Annotated in this window: 20 protein-coding genes; 9 read left to right on the top strand and 11 right to left on the bottom strand. The window is 59.6% G+C overall.

Features of this window, described 5'->3' with window-relative positions; translation table 11 throughout:
• The first annotated feature begins 481 nt into the window (after nt 1–481).
• The 7 genes from BLU01_RS19770 (at nt 482) to BLU01_RS19740 (ending at nt 12451) form a co-directional block, all read left to right on the top strand.
• A complete protein-coding gene (locus BLU01_RS19770) occupies nt 482–2533 on the top strand; it encodes a putative bifunctional diguanylate cyclase/phosphodiesterase (protein WP_092278685.1) in 2052 nt (683 codons plus the stop codon).
• A 303-nt stretch (nt 2534–2836) separates the two neighbouring features.
• Nucleotides 2837–4192, top strand: a complete 1356-nt coding sequence (locus BLU01_RS19765; RefSeq protein WP_092278683.1) for an imelysin family protein — start codon at nt 2837–2839, stop codon at nt 4190–4192.
• Nucleotides 4193–4481: 289 nt separating this feature from the next.
• Complete coding sequence (locus tag BLU01_RS19760; RefSeq protein ID WP_092278681.1) at nt 4482–5909, top strand: di-heme oxidoreductase family protein; 1428 nt, start codon at nt 4482–4484, stop codon at nt 5907–5909.
• 30 nt (nt 5910–5939) lie between these two features.
• Entirely contained in the window at nt 5940–7004 is a 1065-nt protein-coding gene (locus BLU01_RS19755) for an imelysin family protein (RefSeq protein ID WP_092278679.1), read from the top strand.
• Between the two features lie 14 nt (nt 7005–7018).
• Nucleotides 7019–8116, top strand: coding sequence for a DUF1513 domain-containing protein (locus BLU01_RS19750; RefSeq protein ID WP_092278677.1), 1098 nt, complete (start codon nt 7019–7021; stop codon nt 8114–8116).
• Nucleotides 8117–8262: 146 nt separating this feature from the next.
• On the top strand, nt 8263–9411 hold the full coding sequence (locus tag BLU01_RS19745; protein WP_092278675.1) for an efflux RND transporter periplasmic adaptor subunit: 1149 nt from the start codon (nt 8263–8265) through the stop codon (nt 9409–9411).
• 13 nt (nt 9412–9424) lie between these two features.
• The gene (locus BLU01_RS19740; protein ID WP_092278673.1) at nt 9425–12451 is read left to right on the top strand and encodes a multidrug efflux RND transporter permease subunit; all 3027 of its coding nucleotides are present in this window, start codon (nt 9425–9427) and stop codon (nt 12449–12451) included.
• Nucleotides 12452–12632: 181 nt separating this feature from the next.
• On the opposite strand, the gene BLU01_RS19735 is transcribed toward BLU01_RS19740, so the two are convergent.
• The 5 genes from BLU01_RS19735 to colR form a co-directional block, all read right to left on the bottom strand.
• Nucleotides 12633–12854 (bottom strand): hypothetical protein, encoded by a 222-nt coding sequence (locus tag BLU01_RS19735; RefSeq protein WP_092278671.1) that lies wholly within the window; start codon nt 12852–12854, stop codon nt 12633–12635.
• A gap of 2 nt (nt 12855–12856) precedes the next feature.
• Complete coding sequence (locus BLU01_RS19730) at nt 12857–13570, bottom strand: lipopolysaccharide kinase InaA family protein (RefSeq protein ID WP_092278669.1); 714 nt, start codon at nt 13568–13570, stop codon at nt 12857–12859.
• A gap of 4 nt (nt 13571–13574) precedes the next feature.
• Complete coding sequence (locus BLU01_RS19725; protein ID WP_092281670.1) at nt 13575–14243, bottom strand: class I SAM-dependent methyltransferase; 669 nt, start codon at nt 14241–14243, stop codon at nt 13575–13577.
• A gap of 172 nt (nt 14244–14415) precedes the next feature.
• Nucleotides 14416–15696 carry a sensor histidine kinase gene (locus BLU01_RS19720; protein WP_092278667.1) on the bottom strand — a complete coding sequence of 427 codons (1281 nt, stop codon included), beginning with the start codon at nt 15694–15696 and terminating at the stop codon, nt 14416–14418.
• Nucleotides 15686–16369 (bottom strand): two-component system response regulator ColR, encoded by a 684-nt coding sequence (gene colR, locus BLU01_RS19715; protein ID WP_054045155.1) that lies wholly within the window; start codon nt 16367–16369, stop codon nt 15686–15688. Before colR ends, BLU01_RS19720 begins: the two co-directional genes overlap by 11 nt.
• A gap of 219 nt (nt 16370–16588) precedes the next feature.
• On the opposite strand from colR, the gene BLU01_RS19710 reads away from it, so the two are divergent.
• Nucleotides 16589–17332, top strand: a complete 744-nt coding sequence (locus BLU01_RS19710) for a phosphatase PAP2 family protein (RefSeq protein ID WP_092278665.1) — start codon at nt 16589–16591, stop codon at nt 17330–17332.
• 889 nt (nt 17333–18221) lie between these two features.
• Here the strand turns inward: BLU01_RS19710 and BLU01_RS19705 are convergent.
• The 6 genes from BLU01_RS19705 to BLU01_RS19685 all read right to left on the bottom strand — a co-directional run bounded on the left by BLU01_RS19705 (nt 18222) and on the right by BLU01_RS19685 (nt 23909).
• Complete coding sequence (locus BLU01_RS19705; protein WP_231987174.1) at nt 18222–19046, bottom strand: IS3 family transposase; 825 nt, start codon at nt 19044–19046, stop codon at nt 18222–18224.
• An 8-nt stretch (nt 19047–19054) separates the two neighbouring features.
• Nucleotides 19055–19357 (bottom strand): transposase, encoded by a 303-nt coding sequence (locus BLU01_RS28050; RefSeq protein ID WP_231987094.1) that lies wholly within the window; start codon nt 19355–19357, stop codon nt 19055–19057.
• A 1043-nt stretch (nt 19358–20400) separates the two neighbouring features.
• On the bottom strand, nt 20401–22044 hold the full coding sequence (groL, locus tag BLU01_RS19700; protein ID WP_092278663.1) for a chaperonin GroEL: 1644 nt from the start codon (nt 22042–22044) through the stop codon (nt 20401–20403).
• Between the two features lie 49 nt (nt 22045–22093).
• On the bottom strand, nt 22094–22387 hold the full coding sequence (locus tag BLU01_RS19695) for a co-chaperone GroES (RefSeq protein ID WP_019827816.1): 294 nt from the start codon (nt 22385–22387) through the stop codon (nt 22094–22096).
• Nucleotides 22388–22634: 247 nt separating this feature from the next.
• On the bottom strand, nt 22635–23111 hold the full coding sequence (locus BLU01_RS19690) for an FxsA family protein (RefSeq protein WP_092278661.1): 477 nt from the start codon (nt 23109–23111) through the stop codon (nt 22635–22637).
• 66 nt (nt 23112–23177) lie between these two features.
• On the bottom strand, nt 23178–23909 hold the full coding sequence (locus BLU01_RS19685; protein WP_092278659.1) for a HugZ family pyridoxamine 5'-phosphate oxidase: 732 nt from the start codon (nt 23907–23909) through the stop codon (nt 23178–23180).
• A 164-nt stretch (nt 23910–24073) separates the two neighbouring features.
• Between BLU01_RS19685 and BLU01_RS19680 the strand changes: the two genes are divergently transcribed.
• On the top strand, nt 24074–24832 hold the full coding sequence (locus BLU01_RS19680; RefSeq protein ID WP_092278657.1) for an SDR family oxidoreductase: 759 nt from the start codon (nt 24074–24076) through the stop codon (nt 24830–24832).
• The last annotated feature ends 80 nt before the right edge of the window (nt 24833–24912 follow it).

The following is a 24912-nucleotide window of genomic DNA, read 5'->3' as shown; positions in this document are numbered from 1 at the left end:
CCAGATCGACACCGGAACGAAGGAACCCCGAGCCCAAGCGAGGGGCCGAACGCCGGGGCAAAGCCTTTTGGTTACTTTTTGGCGTCTGAAAAAGTGACTCGCTGTAAGAGCGAAACCGCCAGCCGCCCTCACCGCAGCAACGGATATATCCCCAACCCCCAAGAACATGGTCGGCCCAAAGGCCGCCAAGCCCCAAAGCCCCAAAGCCCAACCCATTTTCCTACACCAAAACCAGACAAATCCCGCTTGCCCCCCAGCCACACCCAACTACCATCAACCCAACGCCCAAAAAAAACCCAAAAACCGCCTCAAGTCCAACCCCCAACCACCCGACACACTACAAACAGGACAAAACCCAAACCCCAAAAAACCCAAACAGCAGGAAAACCCCCACGGCTGAAATGTCCCTTTGACTGCCACCACGGGATTGCCAATACTCATGGCAACTTGATGCTACCCGCACGGAACAAGGAATAACCCTTTGAAGCTGGAACTCAAGAACAGCTTGTCGGTGAAGTTGCTTCGGGTCGTGCTCCTGTCGGCATTGATCGTCGGGGTAGTCTTGAGCTGCGCGCAGATCGTCTTCGATGCCTACAAAACACGCCAAGCCGTCGCCGGCGATGCCGAACGCATCCTCGACATGTTCCGCGACCCCTCGACGCAAGCCGTCTACAGCCTCGATCGCGAAATGGGCATGCAAGTCATCGAAGGCCTGTTCCAGGACGACGCCGTGCGCAAAGCCTCCATCGGCCATCCCAACGAAGCCATGCTCGCGCAAAAATCCCGCGAACTGCAGCACTCCGACAGCCGCTGGCTGACCGACCTGATCCTCGGCCAGGAACGCACCTTCACCACCCAACTGGTGGGTCGCGGCCCGTACAGCGAATATTACGGCGACCTGAGCATTACCCTCGACACCGCCACCTATGGCCAGGGTTTCATCGTCAGCTCGGTCATCATTTTCATCTCCGGTGTGCTGCGCGCCCTCGCCATGGGCCTGGTGCTGTACCTGGTTTACCACTGGCTGCTGACCAAACCGCTGTCGCGGATCATCGAGCACCTGACCGAAATCAATCCCGATCGCCCTAGCGAACACAAAATCCCGCTGCTCAAGGGCCACGAAAAGAACGAACTGGGCATCTGGATCAACACCGCCAACCAGTTGCTCGAGTCCATCGAGCGCAACACCCATTTGCGCCACGAAGCCGAAAACAGCCTGCTGCGCATGGCCCAATACGACTTCCTCACCGGCCTGCCAAACCGCCAGCAATTGCAGCAACAACTGGACAAAATCCTCGTCGACGCCGGCAAGTTGCAGCGCCGCGTTGCGGTTCTGGTGGTTGGCCTGGATGACTTCAAAGGCATCAACGAACAATTCAGCTACCAGACCGGCGACCAATTGCTGTTGGCGCTGGCCGATCGCCTGCGCGGCCACAGTGGTCGCCTCGGCGCCCTCGCCCGCTTGGGCGGCGACCAGTTTGCGCTGGTGCAGGCCGACATCGAACAACCCTACGAAGCGGCGGAACTGGCGCAAAGCATCCTCGACGATCTGGAAGCGCCGTTTGCCCTCGATCATCAGGAAATCCGCCTGCGCGCGACCATCGGCATCACCCTTTTTCCGGAGGATGGCGACAGCACCGAGAAGCTCCTGCAAAAAGCCGAGCAGACCATGACGCTGGCGAAAACCCGCTCGCGCAACCGTTATCAGTTCTACATCGCCAGCGTCGACAGCGAGATGCGCCGTCGCCGCGAACTGGAAAAAGACCTGCGCGATGCCCTGACACGCAACCAGTTTTACCTCGTCTACCAGCCGCAGATCAGCTATCGCGACCATCGCGTGGTCGGCGTCGAAGCGTTGATTCGCTGGCAGCATCCCGAGCACGGTTTGGTGCCGCCGGACCTGTTTATCCCGCTAGCGGAACAGAACGGCACGATCATCGCCATCGGCGAATGGGTGCTCGATCAGGCCTGCAAACAGCTGCGCGACTGGCATGACCAAGGGTTCGCCGACCTGCGCATGGCGGTCAACCTGTCCACCGTGCAGTTGCACCACGCCGAGTTGCCGCGGGTGGTCAACAACCTGCTGCAGATCTATCGCCTGCCGCCGCGCAGCCTGGAACTGGAAGTCACCGAAACCGGCCTGATGGAAGACATCAGCACCGCCGCCCAGCATTTGCTCAGCCTGCGGCGCTCCGGCGCGTTGATTGCGATTGATGACTTCGGCACCGGTTACTCGTCCCTCAGCTACCTGAAAAGCCTGCCGCTGGACAAGATCAAGATCGACAAAAGCTTCGTTCAGGACCTGCTTGATGACGACGATGACGCGACCATCGTTCGCGCGATCATTCAGTTGGGCAAGAGCCTCGGCATGCAGGTGATCGCCGAGGGCGTGGAAACCGCCGAGCAAGAGGCGTACATCATTTCCGAAGGCTGCCACGAAGGTCAGGGTTACCACTACAGCAAACCGCTGCCGGCGCGCGAATTGAGCGCCTACCTCAAGCAGGCGCAACGCAGCAACGCCGCGATCCTCTGACCACCGCAGTCCTGTGTAGCAGCTGGCGCAGCCTGCGTTCGGCGGCGCAGCCGTCGTGAAATCATGCACTTCGGTGTATCAGGCAGACCGCAGCGCCTGAATTCACGACGGCTTTGCCGCCGAACGCAGGCTGCGCCAGCTGCTACAGGGCTGCAATCTTTTGATCTATCGCACTATCCCTCCTGAATAAGAAATATTTCCAAGCGCAACCCCTTTACACAGAATGCGAAAGATTTGCATTATGTCGCAGCTTTGCGCGCCTGCGGGCGCCATTCCACCCCCCTTCGAAGCAGGATGTTCGCCATGATTCGTATGCCTCTGGCTACCGCCAGTCTGTTGGCCATCGCTATTTCCCTCGCCGGTTGCGGCGAAGGCAAAGACAAGGCCGCCGCGCCAGCAACGCCGACCCCGGCCGCCAGCACCGCGACGCCAGCGGCACCCGCCACGGCGCCAGCCGCCGCCGGCAAAGTCGACGAAGCCGCGGCCAAAGCCGTTGTCGCGCATTACGCTGACGTCGTCTTCGCCGTTTACAGCGATGCCGAATCTACCGCGAAAACCCTGCAAACCGCCGTCGACGCATTCCTCGCCAAGCCGGACGCCGAGACCCTGAAAGCCGCGAAGGCTGCCTGGGTTGCGGCACGCGTTCCTTACCTGCAGAGCGAAGTGTTCCGCTTCGGCAACACCATCATCGACGACTGGGAAGGTCAGGTGAACGCCTGGCCACTGGACGAAGGCCTGATCGACTACGTCGACAAATCCTACGAACACGCACTGGGTAACCCGGGCGCCACGGCCAACATCATCGCCAACACTCAGGTTCAGGTTGGCGAAGACAAGATCGACGTCAAGGACATCACCCCGGAAAAACTCGCCAGCCTGAACGAGCTGGGCGGTTCCGAAGCCAACGTGGCGACCGGCTACCACGCCATCGAATTCCTGCTGTGGGGCCAGGACCTCAACGGCACCGGCCCTGGCGCCGGCAACCGTCCTGCTTCCGACTACCTGGAAGGCAAAGGCGCGACTGGCGGGCATAACGATCGTCGTCGCGCGTACCTGAAATCCGTGACCCAACTGCTGGTCAGCGACCTCGAAGAAATGGTCGGTAACTGGAAGCCGAACGTGGCTGACAACTACCGCGCCACGCTGGAAGCCGAGCCAGGCGAAAGCGGCCTGCGCAAAATGCTCTTCGGCATGGGCAGCCTGTCCTTGGGCGAACTGGCGGGCGAGCGCATGAAGGTTTCCCTGGAAGCCAACTCCCCGGAAGACGAACACGACTGCTTCAGCGACAACACGCACAACTCGCAGTTTTACGATGCCAAAGGCATTCGTAACGTCTACCTGGGCGAATACACCCGCGTTGACGGCACCAAAATGACCGGCGCCAGCCTGTCGTCGCTGGTGGCCAAGGCTGACCCGGCTGCCGACACCGCACTGAAAGCTGACCTGGAAGCCACCGAAGCGAAGATGCAAGTCATCGTCGATCACGCCAACAAGGGTGAGCACTACGACCAACTGATCGCCGCGGGCAACACCGCTGGCAACCAGATCGTCCGCGACGCCATCGCATCGCTGGTCAAGCAGACCGGTTCGATCGAAGCCGCCGCTGGCAAACTGGGGATCAGCGACCTCAACCCGGACAACGCTGATCACGAATTCTGATCAACGCCGGCTGAGTAAAAAGGCGACCTTCGGGTCGCCTTTTTTATGCCCGCCACAACACGATCCATTGTGGGAGCGAGGCTTGCCCGCGAAGACGGCTTAACATGCAACATCTTTAGCGACTGACACGCCGCTTTCGCGAGCAAGCTTCGCTCCCACATTGGATCGCAGTGACCGTGGTATTCGGGGAAACCTGCCCCACGTCAACCAAACGATAATTCCTCTTATTCAATCCCCCCCGCCCTGTTAGACTTTGCGCCCATATTTTGCTCGCCCGTCAGGAATTCTGATGCCGTCGCTGCCTCTTCGCTGGTGCACCCTGTTCATGGCCCTGGGCCTGAGTGCCTGCGATGACGCCCCGCGTTTCACCCAGGCCGAACCCGGTGAAGCGCGCTCCGGTGGCGGCGCGACGGTGCGCAAGACCGATCAGAATGCGTTCTCGCTGCCCTCGGCGAATCTGCCGCCCTCGCGGCGCGTGGATTTCAGCGTCGGCAACAGTTTCTTCCGCAACCCGTGGGTGATCGCCCCGTCGACCACCACTGCGCGCGATGGCCTCGGGCCGCTCTTCAACACCAACGCTTGCCAGAACTGCCACATCAAGGACGGTCGCGGGCATCCGCCGACGCCTGATGCGGCGAACGCCGTGTCGATGCTGGTGCGCCTGTCGATTCCCGATGCGCCCGCCTACGCCAAAGTCATCGAGCAACTCGGCGTGGTGCCGGAGCCGGTCTACGGTGGCCAGTTCCAGGACATGTCGGTGCCCGGCGTAGTGCCGGAAGGCAAGGTCCGCGTCGAATACACGCCGGTGCCGGTGCGCTTCAAGGACGGCAGCGAAGTCGAACTGCGCAAACCGACGCTGCAGATCAGCCAGCTCGGCTACGGCCCGATGCACCCCGACACGCGCTTTTCGGCCCGCGTCGCGCCGCCGATGATCGGCCTCGGCCTGCTCGAAGCGATCCCCGACGAAGCGATCCTCGCCAATGCGCAAGCGCAGGCAAAAGACCACAACGGCATTGCCGGCCGGCCGAACCAGGTCTGGGACGATACACAGCAAAAAACCGTGCTCGGACGATTTGGCTGGAAGGCCGGACAACCGAACCTCAATCAGCAAAACGTCCACGCGTTCTCTGGCGACATGGGCCTGACCACCAGCCTGCGCCCCTTCGACGATTGCACCGAGACGCAAACCGCGTGCAAACAGGCGCCCAACGGCAATGGCGCCGACGGTGAACCGGAAGTCAGCGATAACATCCTGCGATTAGTGTTGTTCTACAGCCGCAACCTCGCCGTGCCCGCTCGCCGCGAGGTCAATGCGCCGCAAGTGCTGGCCGGGAAAAACCTGTTTTTCCAGGCCGGTTGCCAGTCCTGTCACACACCGAAATACACCACCCGCGCCGACGCCGCCGAACCTGAACTGGCCAATCAAGTGATTCGCCCTTACAGCGATCTGCTGCTGCATGACATGGGCGACGGCCTGGCCGACAACCGCACTGAATTCAAGGCCAGTGGCCGCGACTGGCGCACCCCGCCGTTGTGGGGCATTGGCCTGACGCAAGCGGTCAGCGGCCACACCCAGTTTTTGCACGATGGACGCGCGCGCAATCTGCTTGAAGCCGTGCTCTGGCATGGCGGCGAAGCGACGGCGGCGCAGCAACAGGTTTTAGCGTTCAATGCCGAGCAGCGCGCTGCGTTGCTGGCGTTTTTGAATTCTCTTTAAACACTTTTATAAAAGAATCGGGAGCCCGACATGTTCCGTCCCAAATTGTTGTTCACCAGCCTTGCAGCGCTCGCCCTCGGCGCCTGTTCGCCGCAAGACCCGCAAGCCGTGACTTCGGCCGCCATCGCCAAATCGGTGATTTTGCCGACCTACACGCGCTGGGTTGAAGCCGATCGCCAATTGGCCGTCAGCGCCCTCGCCTACTGCGAAGGCAAGGAAACCCTCGACACCGCGCGCAAGGATTTCCTCCACGCGCAAAAAGCCTGGGCACAGCTGCAACCGCTGCTGATCGGGCCGTTGGCGGAAGGCAATCGCGCCTGGTCGGTACAGTTCTGGCCGGACAAGAAAAACCTCGTCGGCCGTCAGGTCGAGCAACTGGTGATCGCCCAGCCCCAGATCGATGCCGCTGCGCTGGCGAAATCCAGCGTCGTCGTGCAAGGCCTGTCGGCTTACGAATACATCCTTTTCGACAGCAAGCCTGACGTTGCCAACGACGCGCAAAAAGCCAAGTATTGCCCGCTGCTCAAAGCGATTGGCGAGCACCAGAAACTTCTCGCCGAAGAGATTCTGCAGAGCTGGAACAACACTGACGGCATGCTCGCGCAGATGAGCAAATTCCCCAATCAGCGTTACGCCGATTCCCACGAAGCCATCGCCGACCTGCTGCGCGTGCAAGTCACCGCCCTCGACAGCCTGAAGAAAAAACTCGGCACGCCGATGGGCCGCCAGAGCAAAGGCGTGCCGCAACCGTTCCAGGCCGATGCATGGCGCAGCGCGTCTTCGTTGACCGCTCTGGAAGCCAGCCTTGCCGCCGCCAAAACGGTCTGGGAAGGTGTCGACAACAAAGGCCTGCGCGGTCTGTTGCCGAGCGAGCAGAAGCCGTTGGCCGACAAGATCGACGCCGCTTATGCAGCCTCCTTGAAACTGTTCGCCAGCAACCAGCGCTCGCTCAGCGAAATGCTCAACGACGATGCCGGGCGCCAGCAACTCAACGATATCTACGACAGCCTCAACGTCGTCCATCGCCTGCACGAAGGCGAACTGGCCAAGGCGCTGAGCATCCAACTGGGCTTTAACGCCAACGACGGTGACTGATGAGGACGAGTGCCATGCTGCGACGTCAGGCTCTGACTTTAGGTAGTTTGCTGCTGGGAGCAGTGACGCTGGGCGGCTGGACGCTGTTCAAACAAAAGGACAAGAGCCCGCTGCTGTTGTCGGCGCGCGACGATACCGACGGCAAGCATTACGCCGTCGGCTATCGGCTGGACGGCACTCGGGTGTTTGCCACCGAAGTCGGCCAGCGCTGCCACGACATCATCAATCACCCGACGTTGCCGATCGCACTGTTTGTCGCCCGGCGGCCGGGCACCGAGAGTTACCTGATCGACTTGCGCGACGGCACGCTGCTGCAAACCGTGACCTCGCAGCCGAACCGGCATTTCTACGGGCACGCGGTGATTCACAAGGACGGCGAGTTTCTATACGCGACCGAGAACGACACGTCCGATCCGGGCCGTGGCTTGCTCGGTGTGTATAAGTTCGAGGGCGAGCGACTTATCCACAGCGGCGAGATTCCCACCCACGGCATCGGCCCGCATCAGGTGTCGTGGATGCCTGACGGCGAAACCCTGGTGGTGGCCAACGGCGGCATTCGCACCGAGGCCGAAAGCCGCGTCGAAATGAACCTGAAGGCCATGGAGCCAAGCCTGGTATTGATGCAGCGCGACGGCACGTTGCTGAGCAAGGAAACCCTCGCCCAGCAAATGAACAGCGTGCGCCACATGGGCATCGCCAGCGACGGCACGATTGTCGCCGGCCAGCAATTCATGGGGCCGTCCCACGAGTCGTCGCAGCTGCTGGCGATCAAGCGTCCGGGCCAGCCATTCATGGCGTTCCCGGTGCCGGAACATCAGTTGCAGGCGATGGGGCATTACACCGCGAGCGTCGCGGTGCACAGCGATCTGCGCTTGGTGGCGTTGACGGCGCCGCGCGGTAACCGGTTTTTCATCTGGGACCTGGACAGCGGCGAAGTGCGCCTCGATGCACCGCTGCCGGACTGCGCCGGGGTTGGCGCGGTGGCTGACGGCTTTGTGGTGACCTCGGGTCAGGGGCGTTGCCGCTATTACGATTGTCGACAGGCTGAACTGGTGGCCAAACCGCTGGACCTGCCGGCAGGGCTCTGGGACAACCACCTTCACCTGATCTGACAACCCCCTCCTGTGCACATTCCCCCTCGCCACAGGGACTGGCTCGCGGCAAAGCCAGATGGCGAAAAGCAGCAGTTGGATTCACTGCCACACTCGGAGTAATGTCAGCGCCTGTCTCACCTGATTTTCTCCAAGGAAGTGGAAATATGCTGCGTCGCCGCATGCTGATCATGTTGGGAGTTGTGCTGCTGATCGTGTTGGTGCTGGGCGCTTACAAAGCGTTTTCGGTCTACACGATGATTCAGGGTTTCTCTAAACCGAAACCGCCCATCAGTGTTGCCGTGGCCACGGTCGCCGAACAGCCGTGGCAAATGCGCTTGCCCACGGTGGGCACGCTCAAGGCGTTGCAAGGGGTGAACCTCAGTCTGGAGATTGCCGGCACCGTCAAAGACCTGATGTTCGAATCCGGGCAGAAGGTCAAGGCCGGCCAGCCGCTGCTGCAACTCGACAGCGCGGTCGAAAGCGCGCTGCTCGAAACCGCCCAGGCTGACCTCGGTTTGGCCCAGCTGGATTTCGGCCGTGGCAGTCAACTGGTCGACAGCCGCGCGATCTCCAAAGGTGAGTTCGACCGGCTCTCGGCGCAATTGCAAAAGAACAAAGCCACGGTCAATCAGCTCAAGGCCTCACTGGCGAAAAAACGCATTGTTGCGCCGTTCAGCGGCACCATCGGCATTCGCCAGGTGGACGTCGGCGACTACCTCGCCAGCGGCACCATGATCGCCACCCTGCAAGACCTCAGCAGCCTGTATGTCGACTTCTTCCTGCCCGAGCAATCGGTGCCGAAAATCGCCCTCGGCCAACCGGTGCAGGTGATCGTCTCGGCCTATCCGAGCGAAAACTTCGCCGGGACCATCAGCGCGATCAACCCGAAAGTCGAGAACAGCACCCGCAACATCCTCGTGCGCGCCACCCTCGCCAACCCGGACGGCAAACTGTTGCCGGGCATGTTCGCCAGCCTGCAAGTGCTGCTGCCAGACCCGCAACCGCACATCGTCGTGCCGGAAAGCGCGATCACCTACACCCTGTACGGCAATTCGCTGTACGTGGTCGGGCAGAAAAAAGCCGAGGACGGCAGCGTCGAAAAAGATGACCAAGGCCAACCGATCCTGATCGCCGAACGTCGATTCATCGAAACCGGCGAGCGCCGTGATGGCTGGGTGATGATCAACAAAGGCGTGCAGACCGGCGAACAAGTGGTCACCGCTGGCCAGCTCAAACTGGACAACGGTGCACACATCGCAATCAGCGACGACAAGACCCTGACCGATAAGAACAGTCAGCCACGCACTGACTGATCAAGGAATCCTCATGGCTTTTACCGATCCGTTCATCCGCCGCCCGGTGCTCGCCACCGTGGTCAGCCTGTTGATTGTGCTGCTGGGTTTCCAGGCCTGGAGCAAGCTGCCGCTGCGCCAATACCCGCAAATGGAAAACGCCCTGATCACGGTGACAACCGCCTACCCCGGCGCCAACGCCGAAACCATCCAGGGCTACATCACCCAGCCGATGCAGCAAAGCCTGGCGAGCGCCGAAGGCATTGACTATATGACCTCGGTGAGTCGGCAGAACTTCTCGGTGATTTCGATCTACGCGCGCATCGGCGCCAACAGCGACCGCTTGTTTACCGAGTTGCTGGCCAAGGCCAACGAGGTGAAAAACCAGCTGCCGCAAGACGCCGAAGACCCGGTGCTGAGCAAGGAAGCCGCGGATGCCTCGGCGCTGATGTACATCAGTTATTTCAGCAAGGAACTGAATAACCCGCAGATCACCGATTACCTCTCGCGGGTAATCCAGCCAAAACTGGCGACGCTGCCGGGCATGGCCGAAGCAGAGATTCTCGGCAATCAGGTGTTCGCCATGCGCCTGTGGCTCGATCCGGTGAAACTTGCCGGTTTTGGCTTGAGCGCCAGCGACGTGACCAACGCGGTGCGCCAGTACAACTTCCTCTCCGCCGCCGGCGAAGTGAAAGGCGAGTACGTGGTCACCAGCATCAACGCCAACACCGAATTGAAGTCCGCCGAGGCGTTTGCGGCGATTCCGCTGAAGGTCGACGGTGACAGCCGCGTGCTGCTCAGCGATGTCGCGCGGGTCGAAATGGGCGCCGAAAACTACAACTCCATCAGCTCGTTCGGCGGCACGCCGTCGGTCTACATCGGCATCAAGGCAACGCCCGGCGCCAACCCGCTGGACGTGATCAAGGAAGTGCGCAAGATCATGCCGGAGCTCGAAGCGCAGTTGCCGCCCAACCTGAAAAGCGAAATTGCCTACGACGCCACACTGTTTATTCAGGCCTCGATCAACGAAGTGATCAAGACCTTGTTCGAAGCGGTGCTGATCGTCATCGTCGTGGTGTTCCTGTTCCTCGGCGCCCTGCGTTCGGTGGTGATTCCAGTGGTGACGATTCCGCTGTCGATGATCGGCGTGATGTTTTTCATGCAGATGATGGGCTACTCGATCAACCTGCTGACCCTGCTGGCGATGGTATTGGCCATCGGTCTGGTGGTGGATGACGCAATCGTCGTGGTGGAGAACATTCACCGCCACATCGAGGAAGGCAAAACTCCGCTCGACGCCGCGATTGAAGGCGCGCGGGAGATCGCCATGCCGGTGATTTCGATGACCATCACCCTCGCGGCGGTGTATGCGCCGATTGGTTTTCTCACCGGCCTGACCGGCGCGTTGTTCAAGGAATTCGCGTTGACGCTGGCCGGTGCCGTGGTGATTTCCGGGATCGTCGCCCTGACGCTGTCGCCGATGATGTGTGCCCTGCTGCTGCGCCACGATGAAAACCCCAGCGGCCTGGCGCATCGCCTCGACCGGATCTTCGAAAGCCTCAAGCGCCGCTATCAAAGCATGCTCCACGGCACGCTCAACACGCGGCCGGTGGTGCTGGTGTTCGCGGTGATTGTGCTGTGCCTGATTCCGGTTTTCCTCAAGTTCACCAAAACCGAACTGGCGCCGGACGAGGATCAGGGCATCATTTTCATGATCGCCACCGCCCCGCAGCCGACCAACCTCGATTACCTGAATGCCTACACCGACGAGTTCATCGAAATCTTCAAGCAGTTCCCGGAGTACTACTCGTCGTTCCAGATCAACGGCTACAACGGCGTGCAATCCGGGATTGGCGGCTTCCTGCTGAAACCGTGGAACGAGCGCGACCGCACGCAAATGCAGATCCTGCCCGAGGTGCAAAGCAAACTCGAAGGCATTCCAGGCCTGCAGATCTTCGGTTTCAACCTGCCGTCACTGCCGGGCACGGGTGAAGGCCTGCCGTTCGAGTTCGTGATCAACACGGCCAACGATTATCAGTTGTTGCTGCAAGTGGCGGATCGGATCAAGAAACGCGCCGCCGAGTCGGGCAAGTTCGCCTTCGTCGACCTCGACCTGGCGTTCGACAAACCGGAAGTGGTGGTTGATATCGACCGCGCGAAAGCCGCGCAAATGGGCGTGTCGATGCAGGATTTGGGCGGCACGCTGGCGACCCTGCTGGGTGAGGCGGAAATCAACCGGTTCACCATCGAAGGGCGCAGCTACAAGGTGATCGCTCAGGTCGAGCGCGCCTTTCGCGACAACCCGGACTGGCTCAACAACTATTACGTGAAAAACACTCAGGGTGAACTGCTGCCCTTGTCGACCCTGATCACCGTGACTGATCGCGCACGACCGAGGGAGCTCAAGCAGTTCCAGCAACTCAATGCGGCCAAGCTGTCGGGGTTTCCGCTGGTGAGCATGGGCGAAGCCATCGAGACCGTCTTGCAAATCGCCCGCGAAGAAGCGCCGGCCGGGTTTGCCTTCGACTACGGCGGCGCCTCGCGGCAATTCGTCCAGGAAGGCAGCGCGTTGTGGGTGACGTTTGCCTTGGCGCTGGCGATTATTTTCCTGGTGCTGGCGGCGCAGTTTGAAAGCTTCCGCGATCCGCTGGTGATTCTGGTGACGGTGCCGCTGTCGATTTGCGGGGCGTTGATTCCGCTGTTCCTCGGCTGGTCGAGCATGAACATTTACACCCAGGTTGGGCTGGTGACGCTGATCGGTTTGATCAGCAAGCACGGGATTCTGATCGTCGAGTTTGCCAACAAGCTGCGCAAGGAAAAGGGCCTGAGCCCGCGTGAAGCGGTGGAGGAAGCGGCGGCGATTCGCCTGCGGCCAGTGTTGATGACCACAGCGGCAATGGTGTTCGGCATGGTGCCGCTGATTCTGGCCAGCGGCGCGGGCGCGGTCAGCCGGTTTGATATCGGTACGGTGATCGCCACGGGAATGTCGATCGGCACGTTGTTTACCCTGTTTGTGTTGCCGTGCGTGTACACGCTGCTGGCCAAACCCGATAAACCCTGACCTCGCATGATCTCTGTAGGAGCAAGGCTTGCCCGCGATGAACGATAACGCGGTGTACCGGACACACCGAGGCGCCTCAATCGCGGGCAAGCCCTGCTCCCACAGAAGGCAAAAAACACAGAGGGCAAAAAAAAGCCCCGCATCTGCGAGGCTTTTTATTTTGGCTTCAATCTGTTCAACGCTACGGCCTCAATCCTTGTGAAAGACCGAACATGAACAGCAACAAGTCATGATCAGGTTGTGTCGCCACGGATGCCTTGGCAATCCGTGGCAACGGGCAGTGAGCGCCATCGCTCACTGCACTGAGGACTTGTGTGCGCGGCTGCTCCCAGGCAGCCATCGCCAATGAAGCAACTGCCAAGGCACCTATCAGAAACACACCTCGTGCAATTTCGAGTTTCATCGCTATAAACCCTTGATAGCGCTGCCAAACGCCGTCTCATAAAAGTAGACGAGTTTGCGCCAATCCGCGTCGCTGAACGACGAGTGGCGACGTAATTGCTTCATGTCGTGCGAAGCCGCGCGGTAGGCGGTCAGGCGTTGGCGGCACTTTTCCAGATCGATCAGCGCCACTTCCGCCGTCGCGGCCTCACCTTCGCCGGTTACTCGCACAAAGGCATGTTTGATATAGATGCAACTGTGCTGCCAACGACCCTTGTGCATGCGGGCGAGGTTCTCGGCCAGATCCTTGAGCACACGCTCCCAGACCACTTGGCCGTGGCGCTCGACACCGCCACCGGCGCGCCAATGTTCGATTTCTTCGAAACCGTCCAGCGACTTGGTCACCAGCAGCGCACGCCATTTGTGCACCGGGTCACGTTGCGCGCCGCAGAAGACCATTTCCGGCACTCGCACACCCAACGCCGAAACGCCATTGAGCGCATCACGTTCGCGCAACACGGTCGGGCGGCCGAACGGGTGCAGCCAGCTGCGATAAATGTGGCCGGTTTGCCGCTTGGCATACAGCAGTTGTCCATTGCTGCCCACGACCCGCTGCACGCCACTCTCGCCACCGCGTCGAACGTTGGGTTCTTCTACCCATTCGCCGCGCTGATTCCAGAAATAGTCGAAACGATCCTGAGGAGCAACTTCCGTTTCTGCCGCATATTGCACTGCCATCCTGCTACCTCTTGCGTAATACGTAAACTCGCCACATGGCATAAAGCGGTATGAAATCCAATTGTTCCTGAATGCGGAAACCAGCCTGCTCGAACTCTTTCTCAACCGTAGCGGCCGGTAACACAAAGCGATTTTGGTAACCTTCCTGCCCGCGTTTCTGCTCTGAACGCTTGCGTTTCCAGGCTTTGAAATTGCCGTCCACCCACAGCGAAATGATCACGCTGTCACGGGTGACACGCTCGAACTCGCGCAAAATGGCCAGTCGGTGCTCGGCTTCGCCAACGTGATGGAGCAAACGCATGCAGAAAATGTTGTCGACGGCGTTATCCGGCAAGGCAATGTCGAATGCAGAAGTGTGCAAGGGTTGTACCCGTTTCACCACGTCGGCAGGTTGCGCCTGCGTCGCGATCTTCAACATCGACTCGGAGTTGTCGGCTCCGATGATTACACGGTTGTGTTTCTCGGCCAGTAACGGCCAGAAACGCCCCGCTCCGCTCGGCAAATCAAGCACCAGTCCAGGATCGCCGGCCAAGGCCAGCGCCTTGCGGGCCAGTTGCTCATCCCGCCAATGGGACAAGCGACGACCGATCCCGTTCTGGTGTTTGCGCAGGTATTTCTGCGCGTGCTGATCGTCGTACTTCTCGGAAAAATCCAGTTTGATCGGCGTAGTCATCATCAAAGTCTCCTGAACTGCTGATGACAACCACCTTAGGTAGCGCCGTGTCAGCGTCAGGTCATGACTTTGTGAAAACTTCGTTGAGCAAAACGCTGAAGTATTTCAGGGTTTTACAAGCGTTGACTAGTGGCAATCGTCTTTATGAAGAAGATTTCAGGTTTGAGGCCTTTTACTTCGCGGTTTGAGTCAGCTCGACTTCGAAGCGGCAACCGTTGGGTTCCATGGTCGTCAGGCTGACCGTCCAGCCTTGGTTCTCACAGATCCGCTGCACCAGCGACAAGCCCAGCCCGAGGCCTTCGCCGCGCTTTTCGCTGCCGCGCACAAACGGTTCGAACATCGCTTCACGCTTCTCTTCGGGAATGCCGACGCCGCTGTCCTCGACCATAAAGCCTTTGTCGGTCAGGGCCAGGCGAATGAAGCCGGTTTCGGTGTAGTGCAGCGCGTTGCGCAACAGATTGCCCATCACCGCGTTCAACAACGTTGCGTTGTAGCGCGCGTCCGGCGGATTGCCCGGCTCGAAATTGAGGATCAGGCCTTTGGATTCGATCGGATCGCGCCACAGGCACAGCAAGCCGTCGGCAACCTGGGTCACGGTTTGCTGTGGCGAGGCGCTGGATTCTTCGCGTTGCGCGCGGGCGAGCGTGAGGAAGGTTTGCACCAGTTCGCGCATTTCCTCACAGGCGCGAGCGATGCGCTCGACCTGATTGCGCCCGCGCTGGTCGATGCCGGGGTTTTCCAGCAGCAGTTCGCAGGAGCTGGCGAGGACCATCAACGGCGTACGCAATTCGTGGCTGACGTCACTGGTGAACAACCGCTCGCGGGTCAACGCCTGCCGCAGACGCCCGAGGGTGGCGTCGAACGCCACGGCCAGTTCGCCCACTTCGTCGGCGGCATAGTCCGGGGCCAGCGGCGGCGCCAATCCGAGCAACTGGTCGCGATGGCGCACTTGCCGCGCGAGCCGCACCACTGGCGCCATCACCTTGCGCGCGAGGATCCAGCCGAGAAACACCGCCAGCGCCAGGCTCAATACAAAACCGACCAGCACCACGGCAAACAGCACGCGTTCACGTTCTTCGAAATCGCTTTGATCCTGCAACAGCACGTAACGCCGGCCATCGACCACTTCAACCATCGCGTGGTAGGACAATTGTTCGCGAAATACTTCGTGGAAACCCGGCTCGAGGTGGCGCAGGTCCTTGGGCAATTCGAAGTCGCCCGGCCCGCCGCTGAAGTAGAACAACTGATCGGGTTCTGGGCGGTGGCTCCAGTCCGAGACGCTGTCCATCAGCAGCAGGCGCTGCAAATCACCGCCCAGACCGGCCGAAATCAGCTTCTCTTCGACCAGGTGCACGGTGGCGACGATGCCCATGGCGAACGCCCCGGCAACCAATGCGCTCATCAGCGCAAAGGCAATGATGATCCGTTGGGCAAGGCTCTGCTTAAACTCCATCTCGGCCCTCGGCCAAGCGGTAACCCACGCCGTGCACGGTTTGCAGCAGCGGTTTGGCGAACGGTTTGTCGATCACCTGGCGCAATTGGTGAACGTGACTGCGCAGGCTGTCGCTGTCCGGGCAATCATCACCCCACAGCGCTTCTTCGAGGATTTCGCGGCGCAATACGTGAGGGCTTTTCTGCATCAGCACGGCGAGCAATTTGAGGCCGACCGGGTTGAGTTTGAGCAAACGGCCTTCGCGGGTGACTTCGAGGGTGTCGAGGTCGTAGCTCAGATCGCCGACCTGCAACGCACGACGCCCGCCGCCCTGGGCTCGGCGCATGACCGCTTCGATGCGCGCGGCGAGTTCGGACAATGCGAACGGCTTGATCAGGTAATCGTCGGCGCCGGATTTGAAGCCTTGCAGGCGGTCGTCGAGCTGATCGCGCGCGGTGAGCATGATCACCGGCGTGTCGCGCCGCGCATCTTCACGCAGGCGTTTGCACAAGGTGTAGCCGTCGATGCCGGGCAGCATGATGTCGAGCACGATCAAGTCGTAATGCTCGGTGGCCGCCAGGTGCAGCCCCGACAAGCCGTCCTGCGCACAATCCACGGTGTAACCCTTAAGCCCCAGATAATCCGCCAGATTGGCGAGGATATCGCGGTTGTCTTCAACCAATAAAATTCGCATGGGCACTCCTCCGCACACAGTAACGGCCGTCTTCGGCTCGCGCAGCTTACGGCCAAGTGTGGCTCACGGCTAGGCCTGAGTGCGGGGGATATTTGATCAACGTGGTGCGTGCGGTTTTAACGAGTTTTTCACTCGCCATTCACGGGGCCGCGACAGCCTCGCGCCCACACTCCGCGCGGCTGACCTCCCCAGAACCTGCCCGACGATCAAGGAATTGCCATGGTTTCTACCCCTGCCCGCCCCGCTTCGCGCCCGCTGAATTTCTGGGTATGCCTTGGGGTTCCCGCCGTTGCGGCGATGATTCTGGTGTTGCTGGAACTGACGGATCTGGACATGGCGCTGGCCCGGCTGTTTTACGATCCGCTGGCCGGGGATTTTATTGGTCGGCACAGTTATTTTCTCGAAGACATCCTGCATGACCGGGCCAAGCAAGTGGTGATCGGATTTTCGTTGTTTGCGGTGATCGGGTTTGTCGGTGCATTTTTTGTTCAGCGGCTTAAGCCGTTCAAGCGCGAATTCGGCTGTCTGGTGTTATCGCTGGGCTTGGCCACTTCGTTTGTCACGCCGGTGAAAGTGGTGACGGCGGTGCAGTGCCCGTGGAGTCTTGAGCAGTTTGGCGGGCACGAACAATACAGCGAACTGCTGAGCCCGCGTCCGCCCACCGACAAGCCCGGCCGTTGCTGGCCGGGCGGGCATGCGGCGACCGGTTTTACCTTGTTTGCGTTGTTCTTCGTATTGCGCGATCGGCGCCCGCGACTGGCAAGAAGCGCGTTTATCTTCGCGTTCGCGCTCGGCTCGGTGTTCTCGATCAGCCGCATGATGCAAGGCGCTCACTTCTTCTCGCACAACGTGTGGACCGCGATCTTCTGCTGGTTGATATGCCTGGGGTCGTATTACTACATCCTCTATCGACCGGCTTCCAGCGCTGCGCGGTTGGGAAAAGCTCAACCGGCCAACGCCTGAGGCGCAGCTCCAGAATTGGTGGATCACCACAATCCCTGGAGCAAGGCTTGCCCGCGAAGGGGCCGGCACGTCCAACATCAATCTCGGCTGAAGACCGCCATCGCGGGCAAGCCTCGCTCCTACAGGGTTTGTGTTGATCATGGAATTTGTGGCTGGCCACGTTCCAATGTAGGAGTGAGCCTGCTCGCGATGGCGGTGGGTCAGTCACTTCAATGCTGACGGGTAGTCAGCAATCGCGAGCAGGCTCACTCCTACAGGTAATCTGTGGTGGATCGGCAATTGGCGGATCACCACAATCCCTGTAGGAGCAAGGCTTGCCCGCGAAGGGGCCGGCACGTCCAACATCAATCTTGGCTGGAACACCGCCATCGCGGGCAAGCCTTGCTCCCACAGGTTTTGTGTTGGTCACGGAATTTGTGGCTGGCCACGTTCCAATGTGGGAGTGAGCCTGCTCGCGATGGCAGTGGGTCAGTCACTTCAATGCTGACGGGTAGTCAGCTATCGCGAGCAGGCTCACTCCTACAGGTGATCTGTGGTGGATCGGCGATTGGTGGATCACCACAATCCCTGTAGGAGCAAGGCTTGCCCGCGAAGGGGCCGGCACGTCCAACATCAATCTCGGCTGAGAGACCGCTTTCGCGGGCAAGCCTCGCTCCTACAGGTTTAGCGTTGATCACGGGATTTGTGAACGACACGTTCCAATGTAGGAGTGAGCTTGCCCGCTATGGCGGTGGGTCAGTTACTTCAATACTGACGGGTAGTCAGCTATCGCGAGCAGGCTCACTCCTACAGGTGATCTGTGGTGAATCGGCGATTGGCGGATCACCACAATCCCTGTAGGAGCAAGGCTGATCTGGTCAAGTAATCCTGGACACCAATTACGGTTTTTTCACGCCGCCATTTTCTCCATGGCGACCGGTGACCGGTAATCGTTGTAGCTATGGAGCCTGAAGTTGTTGTAGCGCACCACGTAGCGCTGCAAATCAGCCCGGGCTTCATACTCCGAGCGGTAACCGGCTTCAGGCATCCACTCTGATTTCAGACTTCCAAAGAAACGCTCCATCGGGGCGTTATCCCAGCATTCGCCTTTACGACTCATGCTTTGCCGCAGTCCATTCGCCAGCAACTCATTCCTGAACTTATGACTGGTGTACTGGCAGCCTTGATCGGAGTGAAACAGCACGTCTTTGGGTTTGCCTCGCAGCTCAACCGCCATCCGTAGGGCCTCGCAGGTCAGCTCCGCATCCGAGATCATCGAAAACGCCCACCCCACGAGCCGGCGGGCGAACAGGTCCAGAACCGCTGCAAAATACATCCACCGCGTGCCGACCTTGATGTACGTCACGTCCGCGCACCACACTTGGTTGATCGCCGTGACATCAAACTCGCGCTTGAGCACGTGCGGCGCCACCAAGGCTTCAACGCCAGATGACTTGTATTTGTGACGTCGGCGCTGACGACTGACCACGCCGGCTTCTCGCATCAAGCTGCGAGCCATGTGCCTCCCGACGCGATGCCCCTTGGCTTGCAGCTCCCTGGAAAGGGTGCGCGCCCCCGCGGAAGCTCTGGATTCCTTGTGATGCTCGACCAGCATGGCTTTGAGTTTCTCCCGCTCAGGGTTCACCTTGCCTTGGCGCTGACGCCAGGCATAAAAACTGCTGCGGCTGACTTCAAACACCCGGCAGCAGTCGTTAACGCCGTATCGCTCACCCAGCTCATTGATCAGTGAGAATGATCTTTGGCGTCCAAAAGCAGGAGAGCACTGGCCTTTTTTAGGATTTCGATATCCCGGTCTTTTTGCCTGAGCAAGGCTTTGAGTTCCTGGATTTCTCGCTGGTCAGCGGTGATCGCTTTGGCTCCCACCGGCGTCGATCCCTGACGTTCTTTACGCACCTGATCGACCCAGCGACGCAAGGCCGTAGGGCCAATATCTAAACTGGCGCAAACCTCGGGAACCGATATCCCCTCATCCAGCACCATGCCAGCAGCCTTGAGTTTGAACTCAGTTGAATAAGAATTACGCATATCCAAAAACACCTCAGATTTGGGCGCCATCATAGCGCCCGATTGAAGTGTCCAAAATCATTAGGCCAGTTCAGGCTTGCCCGCGAAGGGGCCGGCACGTCCAACATCAATCTTGGCTGGAAGACCGCTTTCGCGGGCAAGCCTCGCTCCTACAGGGTTGGCATCGATCATGGAATTTGTGGCTGGCCACGTTCCAATGTGGGAGTGAGCTTGCTCGCGATGGCGGTGGGTCAGTCACTTCAATGCTGACGGGTAGTCAGCTATCGCGAGCAGGCTCACTCCTACAGGTGATCTGTGGTGGATCGGCGATTGGTGGATCTCCACAATCCCTGTAGGAGCAAGGCTTGCCCGCGAAGGGGTCGGCATGTCCTACATCAATCTCGGCTGAGAGACCGCTTTCGCGGGCAAGCCTCGCTCCTACAGGTTTAGCGTTGATCACGGGATTTGTGAACGACACGTTCCAATGTAGGAGTGAGCTTGCCCGCGATGGCGGTGGGTCAGTTACTTCAATACTGACGGGTAGTCAGCTATCGCGAGCAGGCTCACTCCTACAGGTGATCTCTGGTGGATCGGCGATTGGCGGATCACCACAATCCCTGTAGGAGCAAGGCTTGCCCGCGAAGGGGCCGGCACGTCCCACATCAATGTTGGCTGAAAGACCGCTTTCGCGGGCAAGCCTTGCTCCTACAGGTTTTGTGTTGGTCACGGAATTTGTGGCTGGCCACGACCAAATGTGGGAGTGAGCCTGCTCGCGATGGCGGTGGGTCAGTCACTTCAATGCTGACGGGTAGTCAGCTATCGCGAGCAGGCTCACTCCTACAGGTGATCTGTGGTGGATCGGCAATTGGCGGATCACCACAATCCCTGTAGGAGCAAGGCTTGCCCGCGAAGGGGTCGGCACCTCCAACATCAATCTCGGCTGAAGACCGCTTTCGCGGGCAAGCCTCGCTCCTACACTCGACCGAGGTGGGATGGAATGCCGGGCAATAAAAAACCCCGCGGGCTTAACGCCAGCGGGGTTTTTGTGTACGGGTGGGGCTGGCTTACATCATGCCGCCCATGCCGCCCATACCGCCCATGTCTGGCATGCCGCCGCCAGCAGAGCCTTCTTCCTTGATCTCGGCGATCATGGCTTCGGTCGTGATCATCAGGCTGGCGATGGAAGCCGCTGCCTGCAGAGCCGAACGAGTCACTTTGGCCGGGTCGAGGATACCCATTTCGATCATGTCGCCGTATTCGCCGGTAGCAGCGTTGTAACCGTAGTTACCCGAACCCTGCTTGACCTTGTCGACTACTACGCTTGGCTCGTCGCCGGAGTTGGCAACGATCTGGCGCAGTGGCGCTTCAACAGCGCGACGCAGCAACTGGATACCCACGTCCTGATCGGCGTTGTCGCCTTTCAGTTCGGAGATAGCCTGCAGAGCGCGAACCAGTGCCACGCCGCCGCCAGGTACCACGCCTTCTTCAACGGCTGCACGGGTTGCGTGCAGGGCGTCTTCAACGCGGGCTTTCTTCTCTTTCATTTCAACTTCGGAACCAGCGCCAACCTTGATCACTGCAACGCCGCCGGACAGCTTGGCCAGACGCTCTTGCAGTTTTTCACGGTCGTAGTCGGACGAAGTGTCAGCCACTTGCTGACGGATCTGCAGAACGCGAGCCTGGATATCAGTCTCAACGCCAGCGCCGTCGATCACGGTGGTGTTTTCTTTGGACAGGATCACGCGCTTGGCATTACCCAGGTGTTCCAGGGTAGTGCTTTCCAGGCTCAGGCCGATCTCTTCGGAGATAACGGTACCGCCAGTCAGAACAGCGATGTCCTGCAGCATTGCCTTGCGACGGTCGCCGAAGCCTGGAGCCTTGACGGCTGCAACCTTGACGATGCCACGCATGTTGTTCACTACCAGAGTCGCCAGGGCTTCGCCTTCAACGTCTTCAGCAACGATCAGCAGTGGACGGCCGGCTTTGGCAACGGCTTCCAGTACTGGCAACATTTCGCGGATGTTGGAGATCTTTTTGTCGACCAGCAGGATCAGCGGACCGTCGAGCTCGGCGGTCATGGTTTCCGGCTTGTTGACGAAGTACGGGGACAGGTAACCACGGTCGAACTGCATGCCTTCAACAACCGACAGTTCGTTTTCCAGGCCCGAGCCTTCTTCAACGGTGATCACGCCTTCTTTACCGACTTTTTCCATGGCTTCGGCAATGATGTCGCCGATGGAGTTGTCGGAGTTGGCCGAGATGGTGCCGACCTGAGCGATGGCCTTGGTGTCAGCGCAAGGCTTGGACAGGGCTTTGAGCTCTTTGACGATAGCGATGGTCGCTTTGTCGATGCCGCGCTTCAGGTCCATCGGGTTCATGCCGGCAGCGACGGCTTTCAGGCCTTCGTTGACGATCGATTGAGCCAGAACGGTAGCGGTAGTGGTGCCGTCGCCGGCGTCATCGTTGGCACGGGAGGCAACGTCTTTGACCAGCTGCGCGCCCATGTTTTCGAAGCGATCTTTCAGCTCGATTTCTTTGGCGACGGACACGCCATCCTTGGTGATGGTCGGAGCGCCGAAGCTCTTCTCGATGATCACGTTACGGCCTTTAGGGCCCAGGGTCGCTTTTACTGCGTCAGCCAGGACGTTGACACCGGCGAGCATTTTCTTGCGGGCGGAATCGCCGAATTTAACTTCTTTAGCAGCCATGATCGATATTCCTTAAATACTTTGTAGTAGCGGGAAAATGAGCGGGGAATCAGCCTTCGATAACAGCGAGAATCTCGTTCTCAGCCATTACCAGCAGGTCTTCGCCGTCAACTTTCACAGTGTTGCTGCCGGAGTACGGACCGAACACAACCTTGTCACCCACTTTAACGGCCAGTGCGCGCACTTCACCGTTGTCCAGCACGCGGCCGGTGCCGACAGCGAGGATCTCGCCGCTGTTGGCTTTTTCAGCAGCCGAACCTGGCAGGACGATACCGCCAGCGGTTTTCTTTTCTTCTTCGCTGCGACGGATGACGACGCGGTCATGCAGAGGACGAAGCTTCATTGTCGATCTCTCCTAATTGTGGTTTTCATCGGCCGGTGTGTTCCCGGCGGGTTTAACAAATCCGGCGGTGCCGGGTGCGGTTCGTCAAGCGAACCGCGGAAGTCTGTCTGGCGTGTTCGCCAGAAACCTTGCGGTGACCGTTACATAAGGGCGCATAAGCTTATTACAAGGGCGGACAGACAAAATTTTTGTGTTTTTGCGGCGCAAATGAACACGGCACCCGAGGGTGCCGTGTCGCTGAAACGCTTTACTTGGGATCGCGATGTTCGAACTCGCCTTCAATCACATCCGGCTCGCGAGTCAATGGCTGCCGCGGAGCGGGACCGCCGCGCGGCTGCAGGTCGTCGGCGAACGCGCGTTGGCGGATCGCCGCCTCTTCGGCGCGCTGGCGCATCTTGTTTGCCAGCAGTCGACGCGAGATCGGCAGCAGCATGATCAGACCCAGCACGTCAGTGACGAAACCCGGCAGGATCAACAGGCCGCCGGCCAATGCCAGCATCAGGCCTTCGAGCATGGTCTGCGCCGGCAGTTCACCGCGGTTCAGGCTTTCCCGGGCTCGCAATGCAGTCGCCAGACCGGCGATGCGCAGCACGAACACGCCGAGCATCGAGCCGAGAATCACTAGCAGCAGCGCCGGGAAAAACCCGATCGCGCCGCTGACCTTGACGAATACGAACAGCTCCAACACCGGAAACAGTACAAAGAGCAATAAAAAAGGGCGCATCTAATGGTTCCTCAACGCAAGAATGCCTTGCCAGTCTTCCCTAGATGACGTCGCCGTTTCGTGAATTCAAGCGTCGGCCTCTGCATTTTTCGGCCAATGTTCGGCGTGAGCCAGGAAAACCAAGGCTTCGCGCACTTGTGTCGGCGTATTACATGGCGCTTGAAACGGCAGCCAGTAGAGCCCTTGGCCGATGCGCAGGTGCATGCCTTCGGTATCGATGCCGGCCAGTTGCGCCGGGCTGGTCGTCGGCAGACCGGCCAGTTCGACGTAGTGCGCGATAGCCTTGGCATGGTCAGCGTTCATGTGCTCGACCATGCTCACTTCAGCCTTGCCGGCGAACGGGTTGGCGAGGGTCAATTGATCGACCCAATGGATCGCGCCGAAACCGCCGATGTAGCGATGACGCACCGGCTCAAGTACCCAGAAATCGAAATCGTGAGCCTTGTGGTAACTCTGCGATTCGGGGAAATAGCGGTAATAACGCCCGGCCGCCGCTTCGATGGCCGCCTCGTCTTCAAGCTTCTGCGCTTGGGCGAGGTAGGTCAGGCGCCCGACCGCTTGCGCATCTTCTGCCCCGCGTTCACCGACGAACAGTGAGCACTTCGGGTCTTTTTGCAGGTTGTGCGTGTGCTGGGCGATGCGGCTGATCAAGATCAGCGGCCGGCCCTGCTCGTCGAGGCAGTAGGGAACCACCGAGCCGAACGGGAAACCGGGCATGGCTTTGGAGTGCGTCGACAACACGCCCCGGTATTCCTTGAGAAGCAATTCTCGTGCATTCTTGGCCGCTTCAACGCTCAATTTATGACTCCTTATATAGAATCCGTCGAAAAAACGGACAGGCGCCTGGGAATAAGTTTCCAGTCGCGCTCGGGGCAGTTCTCATGTGCAGCCGGCCACTTCAGGCGCAGATCGAGAGGCCCTCTTCAAGGACAACCACTCAGACCTGCTATTGGGGCATGCGAATGCAACTCACTGACAAAGTAATCATTATCACTGGCGGTTGCCAGGGTTTAGGCCGTTCGATGGCCGAGTATTTCGCCGGCAAAGGCGCCAAATTGGCGCTGGTCGATCTGAACCAGGAGAAGCTCGACGACACGGTTGCCGCGTGCAAAGCCAAGGGTGTCGAGGCTCGCGCCTATTTGTGCAACGTCGCCAATGAAGAACAGGTAACGCACATGGTGGCGCAAGTGGCCGAAGATTTCGGCGCGATTCACGGCTTGATCAACAATGCCGGGATCTTGCGCGACGGCTTGCTGCTGAAGGTCAAGGACGGCGAGATGACCAAGATGAGCCTGGCGCAATGGCAGGCGGTTATCGACGTCAACCTGACCGGCGTGTTCCTGTGCACCCGTGAGGTCGCCGCGAAGATGGTCGAGCTGAAAAACAGCGGCGCGATCATCAATATTTCGTCGATCTCGCGTGCCGGCAACGTTGGCCAGACCAACTATTCCGCAGCCAAGGCTGGCGTCGCCGCAGCGACCGTGACCTGGGCCAAGGAACTGGCGCGCTACGGGATTCGCGTCGCCGGCATTGCGCCAGGCTTTATCGAAACCGAGATGACCCTGGGCATGAAGCCGGAAGCGCTGGAGAAGATGACGTCCGGGATTCCGCTGAAGCGCATGGGCAAACCGGATGAGATTGCCCATTCGGCGGCGTATATCTTCGAGAACGACTACTACACCGGACGGATTCTGGAGATGGACGGCGGCTTGCGCATCTAAGTCCGACACAAAACAACTGTGGGAGCGAGCTTGCTCGCGATGAGGCCATAACATTCACCATTGATGGTGACTGTTACACC

This window comes from Pseudomonas prosekii (genome assembly GCF_900105155.1).
Taxonomy (GTDB): domain Bacteria; phylum Pseudomonadota; class Gammaproteobacteria; order Pseudomonadales; family Pseudomonadaceae; genus Aquipseudomonas; species Aquipseudomonas prosekii.
This window is presented reverse-complemented; position numbering and strand designations above follow the sequence as displayed.

Excerpts from the sequence above, each read along its gene's own strand:
- BLU01_RS19765 (WP_092278683.1), top strand. The coding sequence starts at position 2,837 with ATGATTCGTATGCCTCTGGCTACCGCCAGTCTGTTGGCCATCGCTATT.
- BLU01_RS19760 (WP_092278681.1), top strand. The coding sequence starts at position 4,482 with ATGCCGTCGCTGCCTCTTCGCTGGTGCACCCTGTTCATGGCCCTGGGC.
- BLU01_RS19755 (WP_092278679.1), top strand. The coding sequence starts at position 5,940 with ATGTTCCGTCCCAAATTGTTGTTCACCAGCCTTGCAGCGCTCGCCCTC.
- BLU01_RS19750 (WP_092278677.1), top strand. The coding sequence starts at position 7,019 with ATGCTGCGACGTCAGGCTCTGACTTTAGGTAGTTTGCTGCTGGGAGCA.
- BLU01_RS19745 (WP_092278675.1), top strand. The coding sequence starts at position 8,263 with ATGCTGCGTCGCCGCATGCTGATCATGTTGGGAGTTGTGCTGCTGATC.
- BLU01_RS19740 (WP_092278673.1), top strand. The coding sequence starts at position 9,425 with ATGGCTTTTACCGATCCGTTCATCCGCCGCCCGGTGCTCGCCACCGTG.
- BLU01_RS19735 (WP_092278671.1), bottom strand. The coding sequence starts at position 12,854 with ATGAAACTCGAAATTGCACGAGGTGTGTTTCTGATAGGTGCCTTGGCA.
- BLU01_RS19730 (WP_092278669.1), bottom strand. The coding sequence starts at position 13,570 with ATGGCAGTGCAATATGCGGCAGAAACGGAAGTTGCTCCTCAGGATCGT.
- BLU01_RS19725 (WP_092281670.1), bottom strand. The coding sequence starts at position 14,243 with ATGACTACGCCGATCAAACTGGATTTTTCCGAGAAGTACGACGATCAG.
- BLU01_RS19720 (WP_092278667.1), bottom strand. The coding sequence starts at position 15,696 with ATGGAGTTTAAGCAGAGCCTTGCCCAACGGATCATCATTGCCTTTGCG.
- colR (WP_054045155.1), bottom strand. The coding sequence starts at position 16,369 with ATGCGAATTTTATTGGTTGAAGACAACCGCGATATCCTCGCCAATCTG.
- BLU01_RS19710 (WP_092278665.1), top strand. The coding sequence starts at position 16,589 with ATGGTTTCTACCCCTGCCCGCCCCGCTTCGCGCCCGCTGAATTTCTGG.
- BLU01_RS28050 (WP_231987094.1), bottom strand. The coding sequence starts at position 19,357 with ATGCGTAATTCTTATTCAACTGAGTTCAAACTCAAGGCTGCTGGCATG.
- groL (WP_092278663.1), bottom strand. The coding sequence starts at position 22,044 with ATGGCTGCTAAAGAAGTTAAATTCGGCGATTCCGCCCGCAAGAAAATG.
- BLU01_RS19695 (WP_019827816.1), bottom strand. The coding sequence starts at position 22,387 with ATGAAGCTTCGTCCTCTGCATGACCGCGTCGTCATCCGTCGCAGCGAA.
- BLU01_RS19690 (WP_092278661.1), bottom strand. The coding sequence starts at position 23,111 with ATGCGCCCTTTTTTATTGCTCTTTGTACTGTTTCCGGTGTTGGAGCTG.
- BLU01_RS19680 (WP_092278657.1), top strand. The coding sequence starts at position 24,074 with ATGCAACTCACTGACAAAGTAATCATTATCACTGGCGGTTGCCAGGGT.